The sequence below is a fragment of the Blautia sp. SC05B48 genome, assembly GCF_005848555.1.
Classification (GTDB): Bacteria; Bacillota; Clostridia; order Lachnospirales; family Lachnospiraceae; genus Blautia_A.
Genome location: NZ_CP040518.1, coordinates 2,234,535 through 2,258,088 on the forward strand (window position 1 = coordinate 2,234,535; position 23,554 = coordinate 2,258,088).

Below are 23,554 nucleotides of genomic sequence, written 5' to 3' on the forward strand. Positions count from 1 at the left end.
TCCCTGCAATGACATCTGAAAAGGAGGCATCTTATGCTAGCGTTAGAGAGAAGAAATCTGATTCTCGAGAAATTACAGGAAGAGAAAAGGGTTGTTGTAAGTGAACTAAGCCAGCTTTACAATGTCTCAGAAGAAACTATCCGTCGTGATCTGGACAAGCTGGAAAAAGAGGGACTTGCCACAAAGAGTTATGGCGGTGCGGTGATCAATGAAGATGTCGGTATTGATTTACCATTTAATATTCGTAAAAACCAGAATGTACAGGGAAAGCAGAAAATGGCGGAGATTGCTGCTTCCATGGTGAATGATGGAGATCACATTTTTCTGGATGCCAGCACAACGGCAGTTTTTGTGGCCAAGGCGCTGAAAGAAAAGGAACGTCTTACCGTTGTTACCAATTCTATGGAGATCCTTCTGGAGCTCTCGGATGTATCCGGCTGGAATATTATTTCCACCGGCGGAGTGATGAAGGAGGGATATCTTGCATTTCTTGGTGCCAGAACCGAGGAAGTGATCCGCTCTTATTATGTGGACAAGGTTATTTTTTCCTGTAAGGCACTAAACGAGGATATGGGGATCATGGAATCCAAAGAAGCCTTTGGAACAACAAAAAAAGCCATGATCAATTCCGGAAAAATGCGTATTCTGGTGGTAGACAGCACGAAATTTGATCAGACTGCTTTTTCCGTGGCAGGACAGCTGCGGGATATCGAGACGATCATCACAGAAAAAAAAACCGTCTGAAAAGTGGCTGAAGCATTTCAGCGAGCATAAGATCGAATGCATCTACCCGAAATAGACGGAACATATATTGTGAAACGATTATGTTCATGAGCATGCAGTGTATGCGGAATGCGGAGATCCGCTTTACTTTATCCGAACACAGGCAGACAAAAGAGAACTGTGTTTCGGTTTGACGAGAGGGAGCAGTTTCTATGAATACATTTGAAATGAAAACAGCCATCCATTTTGGAGCTGATGCCCTGGGAAGACTGAGAGATATTCCATACAAAAGAGTCCTTGTTATCACAGATCCGTTTGTTGTAAAAAGCGGAATGATCGACATGATCACAAAACCGCTTCAGGCAGGTGGAAAAGAATTTGATATTTTCTGTGATGTTGTTCCGGATGCACCGGTTGGAAAAATTGCCGAAGGAGTCAAAAAATTCCTTCAGTATCAGCCGGAAGCAATCGTTGCAGTAGGTGGTGGTTCTGCCATCGACTCCTCCAAGGCAATCCGTGAGTTTGCCCTGAAGATCAACAATTACGGAAAGGTTGGACTGGTTGCCATTCCTACAACAAGTGGTACTGGTTCCGAGGTTACCTCTTTTGCAGTTGTAAATGATACAGAAGCACATGTGAAATATCCGTTGATCTCAGACAGCCTGACGGCCGATGAGGCGATCCTGGATGCTGAACTTGTACGCAGTGTTCCACCCGCGATCACAGCAGATACAGGTATGGATGTTCTGACTCATGCAATTGAGTCTTATGTCAGCATCAATCACAATGAATTTACTTCTGCACTTGCAGAGAAATCCATTGAGATCTGTGGTGTATATCTTTACCGTGCATATGTTGATGGTAGTGATATGCATGCAAGACAGAAAATGCATGTAGCATCCTGTCTGGCAGGACTTTCCTTTAATGCCGCAGGACTTGGTATCACACACAGTATGGCTCATCAGCTGGGAGCTATTTTCCATATTCCTCACGGAAGAGCTAATGCGATGCTGTTGCCGCATATTGTTGAATATAATGCAAATATCAACAAACGCAGCAGAAGCCAGAAGGAATATCTTCCGGCAGTAAAGAGATATTCCAATATTGCACATCTTCTTGGACTGAGTAATTATAACGAAGTTATGAGCGTAAGATCTCTTGTAAACTGGATCCAGTTTATGCAGAAAGAGATGAATATCCCACTTACCATCGAAGAGATGAAGACAATCACACCGGATGCTTATTTTGCGGCGGTTGATAAGATGGCGGATATGGCACTTGCGGATGCCTGCACAGCGGCAAATCCGCGTGTACCTAAGAAAGAGGATATTATTAAGATTTATACTAAACTTTGGTCTTTTTGATAAAAGATGAAAACCGCAAAGGGGCCGCAAAGCCGCGGCCCCTCTGCACACCCCTCGGGCTTTTTTTAGAGTGCTTGACTATGACGGGCGGAAGGGTATTGACTTGTGCCTGTATGCTGCGGTTGTTCCGGGTTGAACGTTGTGCCGATGGGGCGCCGTGGGCGCCTTGAATGTGTGACGTTTTGACGGAGACTGGCGCGTTTGTGAACGCCGCGCTTGGTTTGCCGGGATGGTTGTGGTGTGTTACGTTTGCGTGGAATACGTGGACGCGTTTGTGGACACTGCGCCTGGTTTGCTGGGATGGTTGTGGTGTGTGTTACGTTTGCGTGGAATACGTGGACGCGTTTGTGGACACTGCGCCTGGTTTGCCGGGATGATTGTGGTGTGTGTTTACGTATGTGTGGTATGCGTAGCATTTTGAGGATTGTAAAATTGGTCTGATATGGGTGGGATTATTTATCAGGAGTTGCTGGGAGGTTGAGCTGGGATGGAGGTTTATACCGGGTATGGTGATAAGGGGATGACGGATCTTTCCCATACGAAGAATGTTTCAAAGTCGGATGATCGGATTTGTCTGATGGGGTCAGTTGAGGAGCTGATGAGTCATATTGGGCTTGTGCGGGTTCTGGTTGATGATGTGGATGTTGTCCGGATGCTGGAGAAGATCTCGGAGACTTTGAAGAAGATTATAGATGGGGTTTCTGATCCTTATAATCGGGAGTTTAAGGTCAGTGAAGACCGGACGGAGCTTCTGGAGGAGGAGATTGGCCGGATGAAAGAGATTTTTTCCGGAGAGAGGCTTCCGATTCTTCCGGGGGATTCCCGGGTTGCGGCTGAGGTTGATGTGACAAGAGCTGTGGCCAGAAGAGCTGAGAGAGAGCTTGCGCTGGTCAGTGTGAAGTTTGGATCGGATACCGGAGCCAAGAAATATATGAACCGACTGTCAGATTATTTTTATGTACTGGCAAGGTATGTGGATGCAGCGAAGATCAAAGAGAAGAATGAAGCTTCTGAAGGTGTTCAGGGAGCTGCGAAATCAGAAACTACCGGGACTGAAGCGAATGTTGTGACAGAAGCTGCAGGAACTGTTGGGAATAGTGCAGATGTTGTAGCGGGTACATCGGCGGTGGATGTAGGAGCACAGGAGCCACAGATGGTGCAGAAAAGTGCTGTACAGGCTTTTAATGCGCAGAATGGGACTGTGACAACAACAGCGGGAGGAAATACGGCAATGGCACAGAATGACAGTATGGCAGCAAACACGGCGATGATCCAGGAAGTGCTGAAGCGTATGGGTATCCAGGGGCGTATCACACTGGATTCTGCCAAGCGACTCATTGAGAGGATCGAGCAGGAAGCTTTGAGAAGAAACAAGCCTTCTGTAATTGCGGTATGCAGTCCGGATGGAAATCCGGTTGCGGTTCATGTGATGGATGGATCTTTTCTTGTAAGTTTTGATATGGCCGTAAAAAAGGCCTATACATCTGTGGCAGTGAAGATGTCCACCATGGAGCTTTCCAGACTGACACAGCCGGGCCAGACATTTTATGGTCTTGGAAAAATGAGTGACAACATTGTGATATTCGGAGGCGGCGTGCCCCTGAAGGTTGGAGACACCATCATCGGCGGTCTCGGTATCAGCGGCGGCACCGGCGAAGAGGATAACAGCCTCGCGGAGTATGGACTGCAGGTGCTGAATGAGGTACTGTAGGATACAGGATAAAAACAAAACGTATAGACAGCTCAGAGAGCATAAATAAAAAGGGACGTGTCACAGTAATGATTTTTGAATCAATACTGCTGCACGTCCCTTTTAAACGGATTATTTCCAGTTAAGCTTCAGGCATTTAACGGAGATATCCCTTTTTTCTGGTGCCTGGACCATGTTCTGGATGAAATGGGTTTTTGTCATGGTTTTTCCGGGCTTTAGGTTCAGTGTCAGATTTTTGACGGTAGGTTTGGCGGCCGGTGTGGTTACGGTAATAGTGATCTTACGATTGACACCGTTTAAGTTTGCGGTAACTGTGGCTGCCCCTTTTTTCTTTGGGACAAGATAGTTTTCGGAAATGGCGAGTACAGAAGGCTTGCTGGATTTTGCATTTTTGATGTTGATCGGGAAATTAATGTCTGAAAACTCATCTTCGATCACACCGTCGGTATCACGGATGGTGGAAGTGGTTCCTTAGGTCACGACCCGGACTCTGGCGTGGGCATCCTGGGGAAGCAGGAGCACAATAACGGAAAAAAGTATCAGGAAAAAAATTGCTTCGATGGTTTTTATTTTTCTTTTACACATAACAAACCCCCTTTTTTTATGAGCATTCCGGCTGTTACTGAACAGAGAACCGGGTACTCCGTGAATTTATGGTCCTCTGCTGTGGGACAGTATAAACAGATTCTTTCTCTTATAGCATTATAACAGGAAAAACAGGGAGAGCGTGCTTTGTGATTTTTTTGTATCAATTGGCAATTTATCTGTAAATATGTTAAAATAATATATTCGGAAAACAGCAGCGATTCGACAATGAAAAAGAGAAGCGTTACAGTTCCGGTGGGAACGTAACAGAAAGGATCATGTCGATTTATGACGAAACAGGAACTTTTAAAGACCCACTTCGGGTATGATACTTTCAGAGAAGGGCAGGAAGCAGTGATCGATGCGCTTCTTGAAGGAAAAGATGTTCTGGCAGTGATGCCAACCGGCGCAGGAAAATCGATCTGCTATCAGGTACCGGCACTGATGATGAAGGGGATCACGCTGGTGATATCACCATTGATATCCCTTATGAAGGATCAGGTGAGAAGCCTGAACCAGGCCGGTATCTCAGCAGCATACCTCAACAGCTCTCTGACGCAGGGGCAGTATTTCACAGCCTTACGCTATGCAAAGGCAGGACGATATCCGATCATCTATGTAGCACCGGAGAGGCTTACCACAGAGGCGTTTCTGGATTTTGCGCTGAGTGCGGATATTTCCATGATCGCAGTGGATGAGTCACATTGTGTATCACAGTGGGGACAGGATTTTCGGCCAAGCTATCTGAAGATTGCAGAGTTTGTGGCACAGCTTCCAAAAAGACCGGTAATCAGTGCATTTACAGCTACAGCCACGAAGGAGGTCAGGGAGGATATTGCAAGACTTCTGGGACTTCAGGATCCCTTTTGCACAACCACAGGATTTGACCGGGAAAACCTTTATTTTGCAGTGAAAACACCGAAAGATAAATATAAGGAAGTACACGATTACATACTGGAGCATCCGGACGACAGTGGAATCATCTACTGTCTCACCAGAAAGCTGGTGGAGGAGGTCTGCGGAAAGCTGATCCGTGACGGCATTACGGCCACCAGATATCATGCAGGACTTTCTGATGAGGAACGCCGGAACAATCAGGATGATTTTATTTATGACCGCTGTCGTGTGATGGTAGCCACCAATGCATTTGGAATGGGGATTGACAAGTCTGATGTGCGCTATGTCATTCATTATAATATGCCGAAGAACATGGAAGGCTATTATCAGGAAGCAGGCCGTGCGGGCCGTGACGGCGATCCTGCGGAATGTATCCTGCTTTACAGCGGGAAGGATGTGGTTACCAATCAGTATCTTATCGAGAGAGGACAGGATAACCAGGAAATGGATGCGGCAGCCTGGCGCCTTGTCCGGGAACGTGATCAGGAGAGACTGAAGAAGATGACCTTTTACTGCTTTACCCATGATTGTCTGCGTGAGTACATCCTGAAATATTTTGGGGAATACGGAAAAAGCTACTGTGGAAACTGCCTGAACTGCCAGACTGAGTTTGAAGAGCAGGATGTGAGCCGGGAGGCCAGGGCAATGATCCGGTGCGTGGAAAGCAGTGGTCAGAGATACGGGGTGAATGTGATCCTGGATACTCTGCGTGGTGCATCTACGGCGAAGATCCGGCAGTATGAGATGGATGGAAATCCGGAATATGGAGTCTGTGCAAAGATCCCGGCACACCGGCTGCGGCAGATCTTTAATTATCTGGTACTGAAGGAATATCTTCATCTGACGGATGACGGATATACTATTGTGAAGCTGACCGCCGCTTCCAGGTCATTTCTGGAAGATGGGCATATCCTCACAATGAAAATGCCAAAAGAGCAGGAGCTGAAGAAAAAAGAGAAACGGAGCAGACTTCCGAAATCTGCAGTCGGTGATCTGGGAGAACAGGATGAGCCCCTTTTTCAGAAGCTCCGTGCTCTTCGCCTGGAGATCGCCAGAGAGGAAAAAATTCCCCCTTATATGGTCTTTTCCGACAAAACCCTTATCCATATGTGTATTCTGAAGCCTGGAAACGAGGAGGAAATGCTGAATGTGACAGGAGTCGGCAGGCACAAGTACGAAAAATACGGAAAAAGGTTTATAGACGCGGTGAAAAATCTGTAGGAAAGAGACTTTTGCCGTCGGAAAATGAAGAGCGAAATGTTCTGAAATTTCTTGCATTTTAAAGAGGCATTTGTTAGAATAAGACAAGCAGGAAACATCCGGCGGCTATAGTGCGGCCGGATCGTTTTTAACTGTATCATATTTCTGCTGCACGTTCCGGTGCAGCGTACAGGCATTTCGCAAGCAGAGTTCTATGCAGCAGTGGAATCCCTTCGAGTAGATGGACCGACTGTGTGAGATATCCGTCGGTCAGAAGCAAGCAGTGAGGTGGGTGATCGTATCCGCTTTCAATTAAGACATAATCAGGTGCTGGTCACTGAGTGAACAGAGATCAGACTTCTTCACGATCTGCGTCGGCTTTTTCATGCAGAAAATCTGCCCTGCCGGCTTTTTTTCTTATACAGAAGAGTAGCATGTATTCATAAAGACATGAACATAGCCCGTCTGCAAAACGGGAATCCGTTCCGGCATGACTGTTCTCCGCCAGGCCGAAAAAACTGTATTTACATACAACAGCCCATCCTCAAAAAGCAGGATATCCGCAATATGTGCGAGATCCTGCTTTTTGTCATGTAATGCTCAGGTATGTACCATTAGGACGTGAAAAATATTTCAGCGTCTTTTATATTTGCCGGGGGTGATTCCCTTGTACTTTTTGAAGGTACGGATAAAGTAGCTCAGATCATTAAAGCCATTCCGGTAGGCGATCTCCGTGATGGAATCATCGGTGGTAGCCAGCTGGCAGCAGGCCTGTTCGATCCTCTGGCGGTTGAGGTAATCCATTGGTGTCTGATGAGTCATCTCGGAAAAGAACCGGCAGAAATATTTGGGAGACATGGAAACCGAAGCGGAAAGCTCCTGCAGGGTAATGGGGCTGGCATAGTTCTTTTCAATAAATTCTACGACCTGCTTCAGCTGGACAATGCGCTTGTAATCTCGTCTGGTTTTCCGCAGGCTTTCCAGGTAGTAATGATTACCAAAAACCAATCCGAAAAAGTGGTAAAATTGTCCAAATACAACCAGCTCATATCCTGGCTTCCTCTGCCAGAAAGAATCAAAAAGAGAGTTCACTGCTCTCCGGATATCAGGCTGCTTTTCAGTGAAATGGTGATAGATCAGCAGCTCCTGGTGGCTGATCTTCTGCATATATTCTGTGCAGACGGAATTAAATTTCAGAAACATGTTCATATCAAAAACAATGCACTGATAGATACAATCCTGAGGAATTCCGGAATGCAGAACTCCACTATTGACAAAAATTACATCTCCGGCTTTGGCTGTAAAACTTTTTTCGTCTAAAGTGACGGTGAGAGTGCCCTGTAATACACGCATGATTTCACATTCCACATGCCAGTGGTAGGACATGACATAGCGTGGATGGCTGCTGTCAATGTGGTGGAATTCAAAAGGAAATTCATAGGTACCTCGAAGTCTGTCCTCATTTCTTCCAAGATCGTGCAAAATACAACCCTTCTTTCTTAAATTTTATAGATTTTTTAGGAACTCATACGAAAAAGTGAATATTGTACTGTTTTTTGCTATTATAACACAAGTAATTTAAAAGATGCAATCGTATAATAAAAGCATAGTTCGGACAGGGGGTGTCGGGTTACTGTTCATTGGTAATATTCTGCGAGGTGTTTTTTGTGAGCGAAGGCCACAGAAAACCTGAGACATACCGTGCGGATTTATGCGATCAGCATAGATTCGGTGCATCGCGAAGCGTGTTGCTGAGAACGGAGTGAACAGTAATGTTGTCAGAACCTGAAAAACCTGTAAGTTATAATAGTGAATATAAATTTAGGAGGTAATTGTTACTATGGCAAAGAGCAGATTAGTAGGCAGCTATCCGGTTATCGGTATCAGACCAACCATCGACGGACGTAGAGGAGCCCTCGATGTAAGAGGATCTCTGGAAGACCAGACTATGAACATGGCCAAATCCGCAGCAAAGCTTTTCGAGGAGAACCTGAAATATTCAAATGGTGAGCCTGTAAAAGTTGTTATTGCTGATACCACCATCGGACGAGTTGGTGAGAGCGCTGCATGTGCGGATAAATTCCGTAAAGAGGGTGTAGATATTACTCTTACAGTTACACCATGCTGGTGCTACGGAGCTGAGACTATGGATATGGATCCACAGACCATCAAGGCTGTATGGGGATTCAACGGAACAGAGAGACCTGGTGCTGTATATCTGGCATCCGTTCTTGCTACACATGCACAGAAGGGTCTTCCGGCATTCGGTATCTACGGACATGACGTTCAGGAAGCTGACGACACATCCATTCCGGAAGATGTTAAAGAGAAACTGTTAAGATTCGGCCGCGCAGCAGTTGCAGCTGCATCCATGAGAGGTAAATCCTACCTGCAGATCGGTTCTGTTACAATGGGTATCGGCGGATCCATTATCGATTCTGATTTCATCGAGTCCTATCTCGGAATGAGAGTTGAGTCTGTTGATGAGGTAGAGATCATCCGTCGTATGACAGAGGGTATCTACGATCACGAAGAGTTTGAGAAAGCTCTCAAATGGGCAAAAGAGACCTGCAAGATCGGCTGGGACAAGAACCCGGAAGAGCTTCAGTTCTCACCAGAGAAGAAAGAGGAGCAGTTCGAGTTTGTTGTTAAGATGGCAGTTATCATCAAAGAGCTGATGAACGGCTGTGATAATCTTGCTCCGGAATTCTCCGAGGAAGCAATCGGACACAATGCTCTTGCAGCTGGATTCCAGGGCCAGAGACAGTGGACAGACTTCTACCCGAACGGTGACTTCGCAGAGGCTATGCTGAACACATCCTTCGACTGGAATGGCGCTCGTGAGCCGTATATTCTTGCTACAGAGAACGATGTTCTTAACGGACTTGGAATGCTGTTCATGAAACTCCTTACAGGACGTGCTCAGATCTTCGCTGATGTTCGTACATACTGGAGCCCGGAGGCAGTTAAGAAAGCTACAGGATATGACCTTGAGGGTGTTGCCAAAGAAGCTGGCGGATTCCTTCATCTGATCAACTCCGGTGCTGCTTGCCTGGATGCTAACGGACAGGCTAAAGAGGCTGACGGAACACCAGTTATGAAACAGTGGTGGGATGTTACAGAGGCAGACCAGAAAGCAATCATGGACAACACAGAGTGGTGTATGGCCGACAACGGATACTTCCGTGGAGGCGGATACTCCAGCCGTTATGAGACTCGTGCTCAGATGCCTGCAACTATGATTCGTCTGAACCTTGTAAAAGGTCTTGGACCGGTTCTTCAGATCGCAGAGGGATGGACAGTAGCCCTTCCGGAAGAGGTATCTGACAAGCTCTGGAAACGTACAGACTACACATGGCCATGTACATGGTTCGCTCCAAGATGTGATGGCAAAGAGGGACCGTTCAAAACAGCTTATGATGTAATGAACAACTGGGGTGCTAACCACGGTGCGATCTCCTACGGACACATCGGTGCAGACCTGATCACAATGTGCTCTATGCTGAGAATCCCGGTATCCATGCACAACGTTCCTGAGAAGGATATCTATCGTCCGGCAGCTTGGAACGCATTCGGTATGGAAAAAGAGGGTGCAGACTTCCGCGCTTGCAAGAATTATGGACCACTTTACAAATAAATCATATTGTTAAGATAACGGAAATCGAGTAGGAGGGAGTGATTAGCTCCCGTCCTCTCACACCACCGTGCGTACCGTTCGGTACACGGCGGTTTCAATAGTTGATGTGCACAGACTGATAGGCTGTGGCTAAATCATAAAAGCCACCGTTTATCAGTCTTTCTTTTGTCATGGCTTTCTTAACTGTTGTCAGATTCGCACAATACCAGTGTCCTCTCCGGCAGTTTGCTGCCATGTTCGCATAGTATTCGTGTACTCCCATCTTTATCAGATTTCTTTTCTTTGTTCTTGGAAGTTTCCACTGTTTCCATATACACATGCGTATTCTGTGATAGAGCCATCCGTTGATGTCTTCAATATTGTTTTTTCATGCTTGCTATTCCGTAATAGTTCAGCCATCCTCTTGCATATACCTTGATTTTCTCAAGGCTTGGTTTGATTGACTGTACAGACTTACGGGAAGATAACTCTTTCAGTCTCGACTTAAACTTCTTCCATGACTTTGGATGAACGCGAACGTAGATACCGTTCCCATTCCTTCCCAATGCAAAGCCAAGAAACTTAAAATTTCGGATTGCAAACACGCTGACAGTACGGCTTTTCTCTCTGTTGACTGTAAGTTTCAGCTTCTCTTCCAGATATTTCGTACTGCTTTCCAGAAGTCTCTCCGATGCCCGTTTGCTCTTCGCAAGGAGCACAATGTCATCTGCATATCGGATACATGGGACTCCTCTCTTTACAAACTCCTGGTCAAACTCATTAAGGTAGATATTCGCCAGTAATGGGGATAGGTTTCCTCCTTGTGGCGAACCTTCCTCTGTTTCCATCACCACTCCATTCTCCATTACCCCACTTTTCAGATAACGCTTAATCAACTGTACCACCCGTTCGTCCTTTACGGTCTTGCGCAGTAAGTTAATAAGGATTTCATGGTTAAGTGTATCAAAGTATTTCGATAAATCTAAGGATACTGCATAAGTGTATCCTTTTTCTGCATACTCCTTCACTTTAAGTATTGCGTCTTTGGCGCTTCTGCCCGGACGATAGCCAAAGCTACCATCTGCAAACAGCGGTTCATAGATTGGCACTAACTGTTGGGTTATTGCCTGTTGGATGGTACGGTCTATCACCGTTGGTATGCCAAGCTTTCGCACACCACCGTCTGGTTTTGGAATTTCAACCCGCCTTACCGGAGATGGAGTATATTTTCCTCTGAGTATCCGGTTTTTCAGTTCCTGTTGATGTTCCTTTAGATATGGCAGGGTTTCTTCGATACTCATTCCATCAATACCTGCCGCTCCTTTATTCGCCTTCACTCTTTTATACGCTCTGTTTAGATTATCTTTGTACAGTATCGCTTCCAAGAGTTTCGGCTGTGCACTGTCTCTTTCTTTCCATATCCGATTGAATGACCTTGACGCTTTCGCATACCCTTCATGTTCCGCACTATCTCTTTGCGAACAGCCACTTTTTGTGTTTTCTGTCATCATCAGTCATTCCTCCTTTCCCAGTCATACTCAAGACTCCTACTGATTCGGTCCTTCACCTTTCGGCTACTATGACCTCTGCTGACTTCTGTGCGTTCAGCACTGCTTTGTACAGTGGTTACTCCTTTCGGAGCATACCGCACAGACCTCCCCGGGTACCACACGTTTCTTCCTCTCCATCCATCTGCCTTATTTATCACGCATGATTCCGTGTAGTTATTGGGCTTTGACTTGGATAGCAGCCTTACCCTCATGCATAACCTTATATGAGATTTCTGTTCGTCAGACCAGAGATTTGCCCGTGGTTAGTCTGTTCCCACATCCGGCTTCCTTCGGATTCCGTCTCACGATGGACACCCTTGCCTTCGGCTATATCCTTCCCACTACCGGGCGGATTCGGGACTTTAACCCGTTAGAAACGTGCGCCGCCGGGCGCACTATCAAATCCTCCGGCATGTATGTGCCGGAGGATTTTTTTGTGCTATGGCGTATGGATAGTTGGGAAATATACTGTTCGGATCTAAGGAAAAAAGTTATAATAGAAAAAGATATATATGAACACGGGAGGTTACGGAGATGAAATATATACAGCTGAACAACACAGATCTGAATATCAGTCCCATCTGTCTCGGAACAGCAGGATTTGGAGATAAATCAGACCTGGAAAAAAGCTTTGAGATTCTGAACGCATTTGTACGCGCAGGTGGAAATTTTATTGATACGGCAAATGTCTATTGCAAATGGCTAAAAGGACATGGAAACTGCAGTGAGCAGATCATAGGAAAATGGCTGAAAGAGAGTGGCATGCAGGGAAAAGTTATTGTGGCAACGAAGGGCGCGCACTATTCCTTTGAGGATCCGGGCCGCAGCAGAGTGAACAAAGAAGATATCCGCATGGATCTGGATGAGAGCTGCCGTACACTGGGAAAAGATGAGATAGATTTTTACTGGCTTCACAGAGACGATCCGAAGAAACCGGCGGAGGAAATCGTGGATATTCTGGAAGAATTGAAAAAAGAAGGCAGGATCCGTTATTATGGATTTTCCAATTACCGCACAGAGAGGCTGAAAGAAATTGCCCGGTGTCTGAGAGAACGAAATCTTTCAGGGATCACAGCAGTATCCAATCAGTGGAGTCTTGCAGAAATCAATCCCGGAGGAAACACAAATCCTGATCCTACACTTGTGGAATTTTCCAGAGAAGAATATCAGTGGCACTGTGAGATAGGCGCTGCTGCCGTTCCGTTTTCTTCCACTGCAATGGGATTTTTTTCAAAACTTCAGAAAATGGGGCTTTACTTTACAGAAGCAGAGATGGATGAATCCTGGATGCGGGAGAAAGAATCACAGATCACAGGTCTTTCAGAAAGCATGAAAAAATCCTACTGGAACGAGACAAACCTTCGCACATATCTGAAGCTGTTAAAGCTGCAGAAAGAAACCGGCCACAGCCTGCAGTCCCTGTCTCTGGCATACTTTTTCCATCAGCCATTCCAGACTGTACCTGTAACCGGCGTCAGCAATCCTTCACAGCTAAAAGATGTGCTGGATGCCTGTGAGATCGACCTTGCACCGGAACTGTTCGGAGGCTGGGTGAGTGCAGGAGGTGATCGATGAAACTGATCCATTTATCAGACCTTCACCTGGGAAAACGTGTCAATGAGTTTTCCATGATCGAAGATCAGAAATATATTTTGAACGAAATCCTGAGGATCATTGATAAAGAAGCACCGGACGGGGTTCTTCTTGCGGGGGATCTTTATGACAGACCGGTTCCGTCTGCGGAAGCCGTGCAGCTTTTTGACCGGTTTCTTACGCAGTTGGCAGAAAGGAAGATCCCGGTGTATGCCATCAGCGGAAATCATGACAGTGCGGAAAGAATCGCTTTCGGTTCACAGATCATGAGCAGCAGCGGGATCTGCATGTCCCCGGTATACGATGGAAAAACAGAAAAGTACTGTTTAACGGACAGCTATGGAGAAGTGTGGATCCATCTGCTTCCATTTGTGTGTCCGGCAACTGTGAGGCACGGACTGGAAGGAGAAGAAGAGGCGGATGAGATCCGTACCTACCAGGAGGCAGTGCAGGCGGCAGTTGCACATATGGAGATTGATAAACGTCATCGAAATGTATTGATCGCCCATCAGTTTGTGGTAGGTGCCATGCGCTGCGATTCTGAAGAGATTTCCGTTGGAGGTATCGACCAGGTGGAGGCAGATGCGTTCCGGGATTTTGACTATGTGGCACTTGGACATATCCACAGTCCTCAGAATGTGGGAAGCGAGCACATCCGTTACTGCGGAACGCCTTTGAAATATTCTTTTTCCGAGGCAGGACAGCAGAAATCCGTGACAGTTGTGGAGCTTCTGGAAAAAGGAAATCTCAAGATCAGGGAGATTCCGCTGAAGCCTCTTCGGGATATGCGAAAACTGAAAGGCACATACATGGAGATCACATCACTGTCCAGTTATCAGGACACAAATACAGAGGATTATGTGCAGATCACGCTGACAGATGAAGAAGATATCGTAGATGGAATGCAGAAGCTCCGTACTATTTATCCGAATCTGATGAGACTGGAATATGATAACCGACGCACAAGAGAAAACCAGCAGATCGCAGGTACAGAAACGGTGAAAAGGAAATCCGAGCTGGAATATTTTGAGGAATTTTTTGAACTGCAGAATAACCAGCCCATGAATGAAGAACAGCGGAAATATTCCGAAGACCTGATCCGTAAGATCCAGGAGGTGAAACAATGAGACCGGAAAAACTGACCATCAGTGCCTTCGGGCCCTATGCGGACAAAACAGAGATTGATTTTTCAAAGCTTGGAGAGGGAGGTCTCTACCTGATCACCGGTGACACCGGAGCGGGAAAAACCACGATCTTTGATGCGATCACCTTTGCGTTATATGGAAGAGCCAGTGGAGAAGTAAGGGAATCAGCCATGTTCCGGAGTAAGTATGCAAAAGATTTCACAGAGACTTTTGTAGAGCTTGTTTTTTCCTATCAGGGAAAAACCTATCACGTGCGCCGGAGTCCGGAATATATGGCTCCGAAAAAAAGAGGCACCGGACAGACTCTTAGGAAAGCTGAGGCACAGCTGATCTATCCGGATGAACGTCAGCCGGTGACAAAGGCAAAAGATGTTACTGCGGCAGTGGAACAGCTTCTGGGACTGAGTTATGATCAGTTCACACAGATCGCAATGATCGCACAGGGGGATTTTCAGAAATTACTTCTGGCAGGAACTACACAGAGAGGAGAAATCTTCCGACAGCTCTTTCATACAGGGCTTTATCAGCAGGTTCAGATGAAACTTAAGGATGCGTCAATAGCCAGATATAAGGAATATGATGAAATGCGCCGCAGTATTGCCCAGTATTTGGATGGAGTGAAAACGGAGACTGCTTCATGGCAGGAGGCAGAGGAATTTGACGAACTGAAAAAGATAAAATTCGAGGGAAAACTGGAGCGGAGTCTGGAACTTCTGAAGCAGTTTCTGGAATATGGTGAAGCACAGGAAAAAGAGCTCCGGGAAAAAGAAGACTCGCTTAATCAGGATATACGAAAAGCAGAAGAGGCACAAAATCTCGTGGCTCAGAAACGAAATCTGGAGCTGAAAAAGAAAAAAGCGGAAAAAGATCTGGAAGAATTAACACCACTTCTGCAGCTTGCAGTAGAAGAAGCGGAAAAATATAAAGATGCAGATCACAGATGTGAAGAGCTTGGAATCAGGATCCGTGAAAAAGAAGAAAAGCTGAAAAAATATCAGGAGCTGGAAAAGCTGAAAAAAGAGCTGGAAACAATCGAAGGAAAGCTCGAAACAGTCAGTGAAAAAAAAGAGAAGGATATTTCCGAAGAGCAGCTTTTGCAGAAAAAAGATGAGGAAGAAAAAAAACGCCTTTCAATACTGGCAAATGCAGGAGAAGAACTACAAAAATATAAGTTTGAGTACAATAAACTGGACAGTGAAAAACGAAGCTATGACAGCTGTCTGCTGACGGAAGAAGAGATCAAAAAAGAACAGAAACAGATAGATGGATGGCAGGAAGAAATCATCCGGAAAGAAACGCAGCAGAAGGAAGAGCTGGAGCAGCAAAAGAAAGACAAGGCGCTGTTGGACAGCGCGGAGCTGGAACTTCAGAAAGCAGAGACGAAAAAGACAGAAGGGCTTCGGAAAAAGAAAGAATTAGAAGGACTGATTGCTCTGGTCAAGGAGTTTCAAGGGGCTTATAATGCCACGAAAGAGCAGCAGGAAAAATATAAGATTTCCATTGAAAAAGTACAAAAACAGAGAGAAGTTTACCAGAAACTGTTTCAGAGTTTTCTGGACGCGCAGGCAGGGCTCCTGGCGCAGGAACTGAAAGAGGGCTGCCCGTGCCCGGTATGTGGTTCTTTCGAGCATCCGCGTCCGGGAATACTTCCCAAAGGACAGGTTGTGGATCAGGAAATCCTGGACAGAGAGAAACAAAAGCTGGACAGACTGGAGAATGACGCAAATACGCAGAGTGTGGAAGCAGGAAAACGAAAAGAACGCCAGAAAACATTATGGCATCAGATCCAGAGGGAGGCACAAGAGCTTTTACATGAGACGGAATGGAAAAAGCTGATCCCTTTGCTGAAAGAAAAACAGGACCAATGTGAAAAGCAGCTGGCAGACAGCGAGGAAGAGATTCGCATAGCAATAGAACGTAAAAAAAAGAAGAACGAAACAGAAACGTGGATCGAAAAGCTGGAAACAGAGATCGTTCAGTTACAGGAAGAGAAAAATCAATGTGACAGAAAACAGGCCGGTCTTCAGACAAGAGACGTGGAAAACAAAAAGCAGCAGCAGATAACAGCAGAAGAGATCCGAAAACTGATTCAGAAAAGTCTGGTGACAGGAAATGGAGAAGTGACGGACAACACAGCTGCAGGATTTGAAAGACAGATACAGGATATGCTCAGCTGCCTGTCAGAAAAAGTTCAGGGAAAGGAAAAAGAAGCAAAACAGAAACAGGATCTTGAGAAGCTGATCATAGAAAGAGAAAAGACTCTGAAAGAACTGGGAAGAGTTATCAATGAAGCTGCACAGGACATCGTACGTCTGGAAACAGAGAGGAAGAACAAAGCACAGAAAGTGGATGAGCTGAACGATGAGCTCGGAGAAGGTGGAAAAGAATCTCTGGAACAGGAAATAAAAACACAGAGGAAGCTGTATGAAGAGCTGAAAGAAAGCAGCAGAAGAGCTCAACAGAAATTACAGGAGATCCGGGCGGAAAAGGAAAGAATAACAGCGGTTGTAAAAAACTTTGAGGAGCAGAAAAAAGAAATCGGAGAAGTAGATGAGGATGCGCTCAGAGAGCAGTACAGCCGTTTTAGGGAAGAGAAAACACAGCTTTCGGAAAAACGAAAAGCACTTTTTTCTGTTCAGAAGGGAAATGAGGAAATATATCAGAAAGTGCAGGTACGTCAGACGGAAATGACTGCGGCTGAAAAAGAATATGTCTGGATGAAAAATCTTTCGGATACAGCCAACGGAAAACTGAACGGAAAGGCAAAGATCGAGCTGGAAACTTATATCCAGATGGCATATTTTGACCGGATCCTGCGAAGAGCCAATCTCCGTCTTATGACCATGAGCAGCGGTCAGTACGAGCTGAAACGCCAGGAACAAAGCAAAAATCAGAAAGAAAAAGCAGGTCTTGATCTGAATGTCATTGATCACTATAACGGAACAGAACGAAGTGTAAAGACATTGTCCGGTGGGGAATCCTTCCAGGCATCTTTATCCCTGGCGTTGGGACTTTCCGATGAGATCCAGGCTTCAGCCGGGGGAATCCGGCTGGATTCCATGTTTGTGGATGAAGGATTCGGTTCTCTGGACGAGGAGTCTCTGGAGCAGGCATTAAAAGCGCTGAACAGCCTTGCAGACGGCAGACGCCTGGTAGGAATTATTTCCCATGTCTCCGAACTGAAGGAACGAATTGATAATAAGATCATCGTTACCAAGCAATGTGGAGGAGAAGGTGTGGGAAGCAGCATTCGGATACAGTAACGCAGAAATAAGATAAAAATAAGATAAAGATAAGATAAAAAAGCCCCGGCCGGGATGATATATATGTATCGTCCCGGCCGGGGCTTCTTATATAGCTTTTTATTTATACAGCAGGTATGTTATCAGAGAATCAGTCTTTCTGATAGTTTTTCTTCTGTTCCTTCTTGGCCTCGCAGGTAAGCTCAATACCAAGCTTACGGAAGCTGATCACATCCACATCGGAAAGCATTACGGAAGTATGAACCTGGCATCCGCGGAGATTCGGGATCTGTTCCAGGGCAAGGCGTGCGGCATCGCTGGTTGTAGCACTCATGGAAAGGGCGATCAGGATCTCATCAATGTGAAGACGTGGATTTTTGCTTCCAAGATATTTGGTCTTCAGCTGCTGGATCGGATGGATGGCATCAGGGGAGATCACATGGAGATCGTGATCGACACCTGCCAGCTCTTTCAGGGCGTTGAGAAGAAGAGCCGCGGATGCGCCGAGAAGATCGGAGGTTTTTCCGCATACGATCTTTCCGTCGGGAAGTTCCAGAGCGGCAGCAGGGCCATTGGTTGCTTTTTCCTTTTCGAGGGCAGCCGGAACAACCTTACGGTCAGTGATCTCTGCATGAGCCTGCTGGAGAAGAAGCTCGATCTTACGTACCTCATTCTCTGTGCCGGAGCCGGAAACCAGAGCGTTCATGCTCTTATAATAACGGCGGATGATCTCCTGGCGGGAAGCCTCCTGGCATACTTCATCGTCAACGATGCAGTTACCTGCCATGTTGACACCCATATCTGTCGGAGATTTATAAGGGCAGCTGCCCATGATCTTCTCAAACATGGCCTGTACAACAGGGAAAACTTCTACGTCACGGTTATAGTTGACGGTAGTTTTGCCGTAAGCCTCCAGATGGAACGGGTCGATCATGTTGACATCGTTCAGATCTGCAGTGGCAGCCTCGTAGGCAAGGTTTACCGGATGTTTCAGAGGAATGTTCCAGATCGGGAAGGTCTCGAATTTTGCATAGCCGGCTTTTACTCCACGTTTGTATTCGTGGTAAAGCTGGGAAAGGCAGGTTGCCATCTTTCCACTTCCTGGTCCCGGGGCTGTGATCACGACCAGAGGTCTGGTAGTTTCAATATAATCATTCTTTCCGTAACCCTCGTCACTTACAATGAAGGAAGTGTTGCTTGGATAGCCGGGGATCAGGTAAAGCTTGTAGACACGGATTCCCAGCTTCTCCAGACGTTTTTTGAAGAGATCGGCACTTTCCTGGCCGGAGTACTGTGTGATGCATACGCTTCCCACATACAGGCCACGGCTTGTAAACGCATCCATAAGGCGGAGAACGTCTTCGTCATAGGTGATTCCAAGATCGCCACGTACTTTATTCTTGTCAATGTCATTGGCGCTGATAACAATAACGATCTCCGCCTGATCAGAAATCTGCATCAGCATGCGGAGCTTGCTGTCCGGTTCAAAACCCGGAAGAACGCGGGATGCATGGTAGTCGTCAAACAGTTTGCCGCCGAATTCAAGATAAAGCTTGTTGCCGAACTGACCGATTCTTTCACGGATGTGTTCTGACTGCATTTTCAGATATTTGTCATTATCAAAACCTATTTTCATTTGTCTGATTTCCTCTCCTATTTAATTTTCCAATTCACTGGGAACAGTATACTACAACTTTACGTTCACTGGCAATATCCAGTGCGGTGTTTTTTTGATGGTATTTTTGTAATCTCGCAGTTGATTTATATGGTTTTTCTCTTTATAATAAAGAAATGACAAGAGGAGGAAAAAAATGAATAATCAATTGAATAATGATCAGGACGGGAAGCGACCTGACAATAAAGATCCCAGGCAGGGATCAGGTAAAAATCATCAGTCGATCCTGGCTTTTCTGATATGCCTCCTGGTCACACTGGTGTGCTTCGCGTTGTTTACCAATATGCTGAAGGATAACAGCAGTGAGATATCCTATGATAAATTTATCGATATGGTGGATAAGGACCAGGTTAAAGAAGTAACGATCCAGTCCAGTACATTGACGATCGTACCCAAGAAAAAGAATTCCAAGTACGAGGATATGAGCTATTACACCACGAAGACCGAAGACAGCACAGCACTTACCAAGAGACTGGAAGGAAAGGGAATCAAGTTTGAGACCGATCCGCCGGATGTTTTTGGTGAGTTTGTTGCGATGATCCTGAGCGTGGTTCTGCCGACACTGCTTCTGTTCGGACTTCTGATGTTCTCCATGCGCCGCATGAACAAAGGCGGCGGGATCATGGGCATGGGCGTAGGCAAGAGCAAAGCCAAGGCCTATGTGCAGCAGGAAACGGGAGTTTCCTTTAAGGATGTGGCAGGTCAGGATGAAGCCAAGGAATCACTCCAGGAAGTTGTGGATTTTCTTCACAACCCCGGAAAATACACAGCCATCGGAGCCAAGCTGCCTAAGGGCGCACTTCTTGTAGGCCCTCCGGGAACCGGTAAGACATTACTTGCCAAGGCAGTTGCAGGTGAAGCGCAGGTGCCGTTCTTCTCTCTTTCCGGATCAGAATTTGTGGAGATGTTTGTGGGCGTGGGTGCCTCACGTGTCCGTGACCTTTTCGAGGAAGCCAAGAAGAATGCTCCGTGTATCGTATTTATCGATGAGATCGATGCCATTGGTAAAAGCCGTGATTCCCGCTATGGCGGCGGAAATGATGAGCGTGAGCAGACATTAAACCAGCTGCTTGCGGAGATGGATGGCTTTGATACATCCAAGGGACTTCTGATCCTTGCTGCAACCAACAGACCGGAGGTTCTTGATCCGGCTCTTCTCCGTCCGGGACGTTTTGACAGACGTGTGATCGTTGACAGACCGGATCTTAAAGGAAGGGTGGATATCCTGAAGGTACATGCCAAGAACGTGCTTCTGGATGACACCGTTGATTTTGAAGCTATTGCACTTGCAACTTCCGGTGCGGTAGGTTCTGATCTTGCTAATATGATCAATGAGGCTGCGATCCTTGCAGTCAAGAAGGGACGTAAAGCTGTATCACAGAAGGACCTGGAGGAATCCGTAGAGGTAGTCCTGGTGGGAAAAGAGAAGAAGGACCGTATCTTAAGCAAACAGGAACGTCGGATCGTATCCTACCATGAAGTCGGACACGCACTGGTAAATGCACTCCAGAAGGATGCGGAGCCTGTACAGAAGATCACCATTGTACCCCGTACCATGGGAGCCCTGGGTTACGTTATGCAGGTACCTGAGGAAGAAAAATATCTTAACACCAAGAAAGAACTGGAAGCTATGCTGGTAGGCTATCTTGGCGGACGTGCTGCAGAGGAGATCGTTTTTGACACAGTCACTACAGGTGCTGCCAATGATATCGAGCAGGCTACCAAGGTGGCCAGAGCCATGATCACACAGTATGGTATGTCTGAGAAGTTCGGACTGATGGGACTTGCTACACAGGAGAACCAGTATCTCAGCGGAAGAGCAGTTTTGAACTGTGGTGATGATACCGCAACAGAGATCGATCATGAGGTGATGAAGCTTCTCCACCATTCCTATGAGGAAGCCAAGAGGATCCTTGGAAGTCACAGAACAGAGATGGATAAGATCGCGGAATATCTGATCCGCAAGGAAACCATTACAGGTAAAGAGTTCATGAAGATCCTCCGTGCAGTTCAGCAGGGCCTGGATATCCCGGAGAATCTGGATGATCTGGTACTTTCCGAGGATGAAAAAGAAGTATCCGATAAACGGGGCATTGAACTGATTGCAGAAAATAACGAGGCAGCAAAAAATACAGAATCGGTTCCGCGCAGAACTGAGATATCCGGGCAGGAACTGACAGAGAATATGCAGGCACCGGAGAAAACAGAAGAATCTGTTCAGAAAACAGATAGCGATCATGCAGAAACAGAAGAAAAGCCGGGATCACAGGCATAAAACAGATCATCATAAAACCGGGAGAAATCCCGGTTTTATTGTTACTGCAATGGTAAAACAGGAGAATAAATTATGTTCATAATCGAGGAAGAATTAAAGAAACTGCCGGCAAAACCGGGAGTTTATATCATGCATGGCGAGAAAGACGAGATCATCTATGTGGGAAAAGCCATCAGTCTGAAGAATCGTGTGCGCCAGTATTTCCAGAGCAGTCGTAATAAAGGTGCCAAGATTGAACGGATGGTTACACATATTACCAGATTTGAGTACATTATTACGGACTCTGAGCTGGAAGCCCTTGTGCTGGAGTGTAATCTTATCAAGGAGCATCGTCCAAAATATAATACCATGCTCAAAGATGACAAGAGCTATCCGTTTATTAAGGTGACAGTTCATGAGCCATACCCGAGAGTGCTTTTTGCCAGGAGAATGAAAAAGGACAAGGCAAGATATTTTGGCCCCTATACAAGCGGCGGAGCAGTAAAGGACGTGATCGAACTGGTGCGGAAACTGTATCAGGTACGCTCCTGCAACCGCAGTCTTCCGAGAGATACCGGAAAGGACCGGCCCTGTCTGTACTATCATATGAAACAGTGCAAGGCACCCTGCCAGGGGTATATCAGCCAGGAAGAATATCGAAAGAATATCAATAAGGTGATCAAATTTCTGAATGGAGATTTTCAGGACGCCATTAGTGAGCTGATGGAAAAAATGCAGAAAGCTTCGGAGGAAATGCGCTACGAAGATGCTATGGAATACCGGGATCTGATCAGCAGTATCCGGAAGATCGGGGAACGGCAGAAAATCACCGGCTACGGGCAGGAGGACAGGGACATCATTGCAGTAGCAATGGATGACAGTGAAGACCTCAGGGATCAGGATGCGGTTGTCCAGGTGTTTTTTATCCGGGATGGCAGGCTGATCGGCAGAGATCATTTTTATCTCCGTGTGGCAAAAGGCGATACAAAGGCGCAGGTCCTTTCAAGCTTTCTGAAACAGTTTTATGCGGGAACGCCATTTATCCCATCTGAGATCATGCTGCAGTGTGAGATCGAAGATGCAAATATCATAGAGGAGTGGCTGTCAGGAAGAAGAAAGCAGAAGGTACACATCCGGGTCCCGAAGAAGGGAACAAAGGAAAAGCTGGTAGAACTTGCCCTGGAAAATGCCCGTATGGTACTTGCCAAGGACAGAGAACGGATCAGGCGGGAGGAAGGACGAACCATCGGAGCTGTTCACGAGGTGGAAGAATGGCTGGGACTGAAAAATGTGGTGCGCATGGAAGCCTATGATATTTCAAATATCAGTGGCTTTGAGTCTGTGGGATCCATGGTAGTTTATGAAAAAGGTCGTCCCAAACGCAGTGATTACCGTAAGTTCAAGATCAAATGGGTACAGGGCCCCAACGATTATGCCAGCATGGAAGAAGTTCTGACCCGAAGGTTCACTCATGAGAGTAACGGCGAATTTGACAGCTTTGCAAGGCTTCCGGATCTGATCCTGATGGATGGTGGAAGAGGGCAGGTAAATATAGCTATGAAGGTGCTGAATGAGCTTGGGATAAGCATCCCGGTTTGCGGTATGGTCAAGGACGATCATCATCGGACGAGAGGCCTGTATTTCAACAATGTGGAGATCCCTATTGATACATCCGGCGAAGGCTTCCGCCTGATCACCAGGATCCAGGATGAAGCCCACCGGTTTGCCATTGAATACCATCGTTCCCTCAGGAGCAGGGAACAGGTCCATTCTATCCTGGATGATATCCCGGGGATCGGTGATACCAGGAGGAAAGCCCTTCTGCGTAAATTTAAATCTGTGGAAAATATCCGGGATGCATCGGAGGAAGAACTGGCACAGACAGAGAGCATGAATGCCAGAAGCGCCCGTCAGGTCTATGAATTTTTTCATAAATCCTGATGCTGCATTGCAGTTTCAGCAGTGATTGTGTATAATTGAAGATAAGGTGTCTCACGCC

General features: G+C 46.3%; 12 protein-coding genes and 2 pseudogenes. 10 read left to right on the forward strand and 4 right to left on the reverse strand.

What is annotated here, in order from left to right; all coding sequences use genetic code 11:
- Positions 1–33 precede the first annotated feature (33 nt).
- The 3 genes and pseudogenes from EYS05_RS10255 (at position 34) to EYS05_RS10265 (ending at position 3,798) form a co-directional block, all read left to right on the forward strand.
- Positions 34–799 (forward strand): annotated as a pseudogene (locus EYS05_RS10255) (DeoR/GlpR family DNA-binding transcription regulator).
- Between the two features lie 136 nt (positions 800–935).
- Entirely contained in the window at positions 936–2,087 is a 1,152-nt protein-coding gene (locus EYS05_RS10260; RefSeq protein ID WP_118623592.1) for a 1-propanol dehydrogenase PduQ, read from the forward strand.
- A gap of 487 nt (positions 2,088–2,574) precedes the next feature.
- Positions 2,575–3,798, forward strand: coding sequence for a cob(I)yrinic acid a,c-diamide adenosyltransferase (locus EYS05_RS10265; RefSeq protein ID WP_118623594.1), 1,224 nt, complete (start codon positions 2,575–2,577; stop codon positions 3,796–3,798).
- Between the two features lie 111 nt (positions 3,799–3,909).
- Here EYS05_RS10265 and EYS05_RS10270 read toward each other — a convergent pair whose 3' ends face one another.
- Positions 3,910–4,236 carry a hypothetical protein gene (locus tag EYS05_RS10270; protein ID WP_118623596.1) on the reverse strand — a complete coding sequence of 109 codons (327 nt, stop codon included), beginning with the start codon at positions 4,234–4,236 and terminating at the stop codon, positions 3,910–3,912.
- A 435-nt stretch (positions 4,237–4,671) separates the two neighbouring features.
- Between EYS05_RS10270 and recQ the strand changes: the two genes are divergently transcribed.
- Positions 4,672–6,501 carry a DNA helicase RecQ gene (gene recQ, locus EYS05_RS10275; RefSeq protein WP_138277117.1) on the forward strand — a complete coding sequence of 610 codons (1,830 nt, stop codon included), beginning with the start codon at positions 4,672–4,674 and terminating at the stop codon, positions 6,499–6,501.
- 612 nt (positions 6,502–7,113) lie between these two features.
- Here the strand turns inward: recQ and EYS05_RS10280 are convergent.
- On the reverse strand, positions 7,114–7,962 hold the full coding sequence (locus EYS05_RS10280) for an AraC family transcriptional regulator (protein ID WP_118513156.1): 849 nt from the start codon (positions 7,960–7,962) through the stop codon (positions 7,114–7,116).
- A gap of 358 nt (positions 7,963–8,320) precedes the next feature.
- Between EYS05_RS10280 and EYS05_RS10285 the strand changes: the two genes are divergently transcribed.
- Positions 8,321–10,117, forward strand: coding sequence for an L-fucose isomerase (locus EYS05_RS10285; RefSeq protein ID WP_015525941.1), 1,797 nt, complete (start codon positions 8,321–8,323; stop codon positions 10,115–10,117).
- A gap of 94 nt (positions 10,118–10,211) precedes the next feature.
- On the opposite strand, the pseudogene ltrA reads toward EYS05_RS10285, so the two are convergent.
- Positions 10,212–11,607 (reverse strand): annotated as a pseudogene (ltrA, locus tag EYS05_RS10290) (group II intron reverse transcriptase/maturase).
- A gap of 573 nt (positions 11,608–12,180) precedes the next feature.
- Here ltrA and EYS05_RS10305 point away from each other — a divergent pair.
- The 3 genes from EYS05_RS10305 to EYS05_RS10315 are packed head-to-tail and all read left to right on the forward strand — an operon-like array spanning position 12,181 to position 17,647.
- The gene (locus tag EYS05_RS10305) at positions 12,181–13,221 is read left to right on the forward strand and encodes an aldo/keto reductase (RefSeq protein WP_138277118.1); all 1,041 of its coding nucleotides are present in this window, start codon (positions 12,181–12,183) and stop codon (positions 13,219–13,221) included.
- Positions 13,218–14,366 carry an exonuclease SbcCD subunit D gene (locus EYS05_RS10310; RefSeq protein ID WP_138277119.1) on the forward strand — a complete coding sequence of 383 codons (1,149 nt, stop codon included), beginning with the start codon at positions 13,218–13,220 and terminating at the stop codon, positions 14,364–14,366. The genes EYS05_RS10305 and EYS05_RS10310 overlap by 4 nt, the downstream gene beginning before the upstream one ends.
- A complete protein-coding gene (locus EYS05_RS10315; RefSeq protein ID WP_138277120.1) occupies positions 14,363–17,647 on the forward strand; it encodes an AAA family ATPase in 3,285 nt (1,094 codons plus the stop codon). The genes EYS05_RS10310 and EYS05_RS10315 overlap by 4 nt, the downstream gene beginning before the upstream one ends.
- A 130-nt stretch (positions 17,648–17,777) precedes the next feature.
- Here EYS05_RS10315 and EYS05_RS10320 read toward each other — a convergent pair whose 3' ends face one another.
- Entirely contained in the window at positions 17,778–19,262 is a 1,485-nt protein-coding gene (locus tag EYS05_RS10320; RefSeq protein WP_138277121.1) for a DUF1846 domain-containing protein, read from the reverse strand.
- A gap of 175 nt (positions 19,263–19,437) precedes the next feature.
- Between EYS05_RS10320 and ftsH the strand changes: the two genes are divergently transcribed.
- Positions 19,438–21,576, forward strand: a complete 2,139-nt coding sequence (gene ftsH / locus EYS05_RS10325; RefSeq protein ID WP_118513147.1) for an ATP-dependent zinc metalloprotease FtsH — start codon at positions 19,438–19,440, stop codon at positions 21,574–21,576.
- A 72-nt stretch (positions 21,577–21,648) separates the two neighbouring features.
- The gene (gene uvrC / locus EYS05_RS10330) at positions 21,649–23,496 is read left to right on the forward strand and encodes an excinuclease ABC subunit UvrC (protein ID WP_118513146.1); all 1,848 of its coding nucleotides are present in this window, start codon (positions 21,649–21,651) and stop codon (positions 23,494–23,496) included.
- Positions 23,497–23,554 lie beyond the last annotated feature (58 nt).

Excerpts from the sequence above, each read along its gene's own strand:
- ftsH (WP_118513147.1), top strand. The coding sequence starts at position 19,438 with ATGAATAATCAATTGAATAATGATCAGGACGGGAAGCGACCTGACAAT.
- EYS05_RS10315 (WP_138277120.1), top strand. The coding sequence starts at position 14,363 with ATGAGACCGGAAAAACTGACCATCAGTGCCTTCGGGCCCTATGCGGAC.
- EYS05_RS10320 (WP_138277121.1), bottom strand. The coding sequence starts at position 19,262 with ATGAAAATAGGTTTTGATAATGACAAATATCTGAAAATGCAGTCAGAA.
- EYS05_RS10305 (WP_138277118.1), top strand. The coding sequence starts at position 12,181 with ATGAAATATATACAGCTGAACAACACAGATCTGAATATCAGTCCCATC.
- uvrC (WP_118513146.1), top strand. The coding sequence starts at position 21,649 with ATGTTCATAATCGAGGAAGAATTAAAGAAACTGCCGGCAAAACCGGGA.
- EYS05_RS10265 (WP_118623594.1), top strand. The coding sequence starts at position 2,575 with ATGGAGGTTTATACCGGGTATGGTGATAAGGGGATGACGGATCTTTCC.
- EYS05_RS10260 (WP_118623592.1), top strand. The coding sequence starts at position 936 with ATGAATACATTTGAAATGAAAACAGCCATCCATTTTGGAGCTGATGCC.
- EYS05_RS10310 (WP_138277119.1), top strand. The coding sequence starts at position 13,218 with ATGAAACTGATCCATTTATCAGACCTTCACCTGGGAAAACGTGTCAAT.
- recQ (WP_138277117.1), top strand. The coding sequence starts at position 4,672 with ATGACGAAACAGGAACTTTTAAAGACCCACTTCGGGTATGATACTTTC.
- EYS05_RS10285 (WP_015525941.1), top strand. The coding sequence starts at position 8,321 with ATGGCAAAGAGCAGATTAGTAGGCAGCTATCCGGTTATCGGTATCAGA.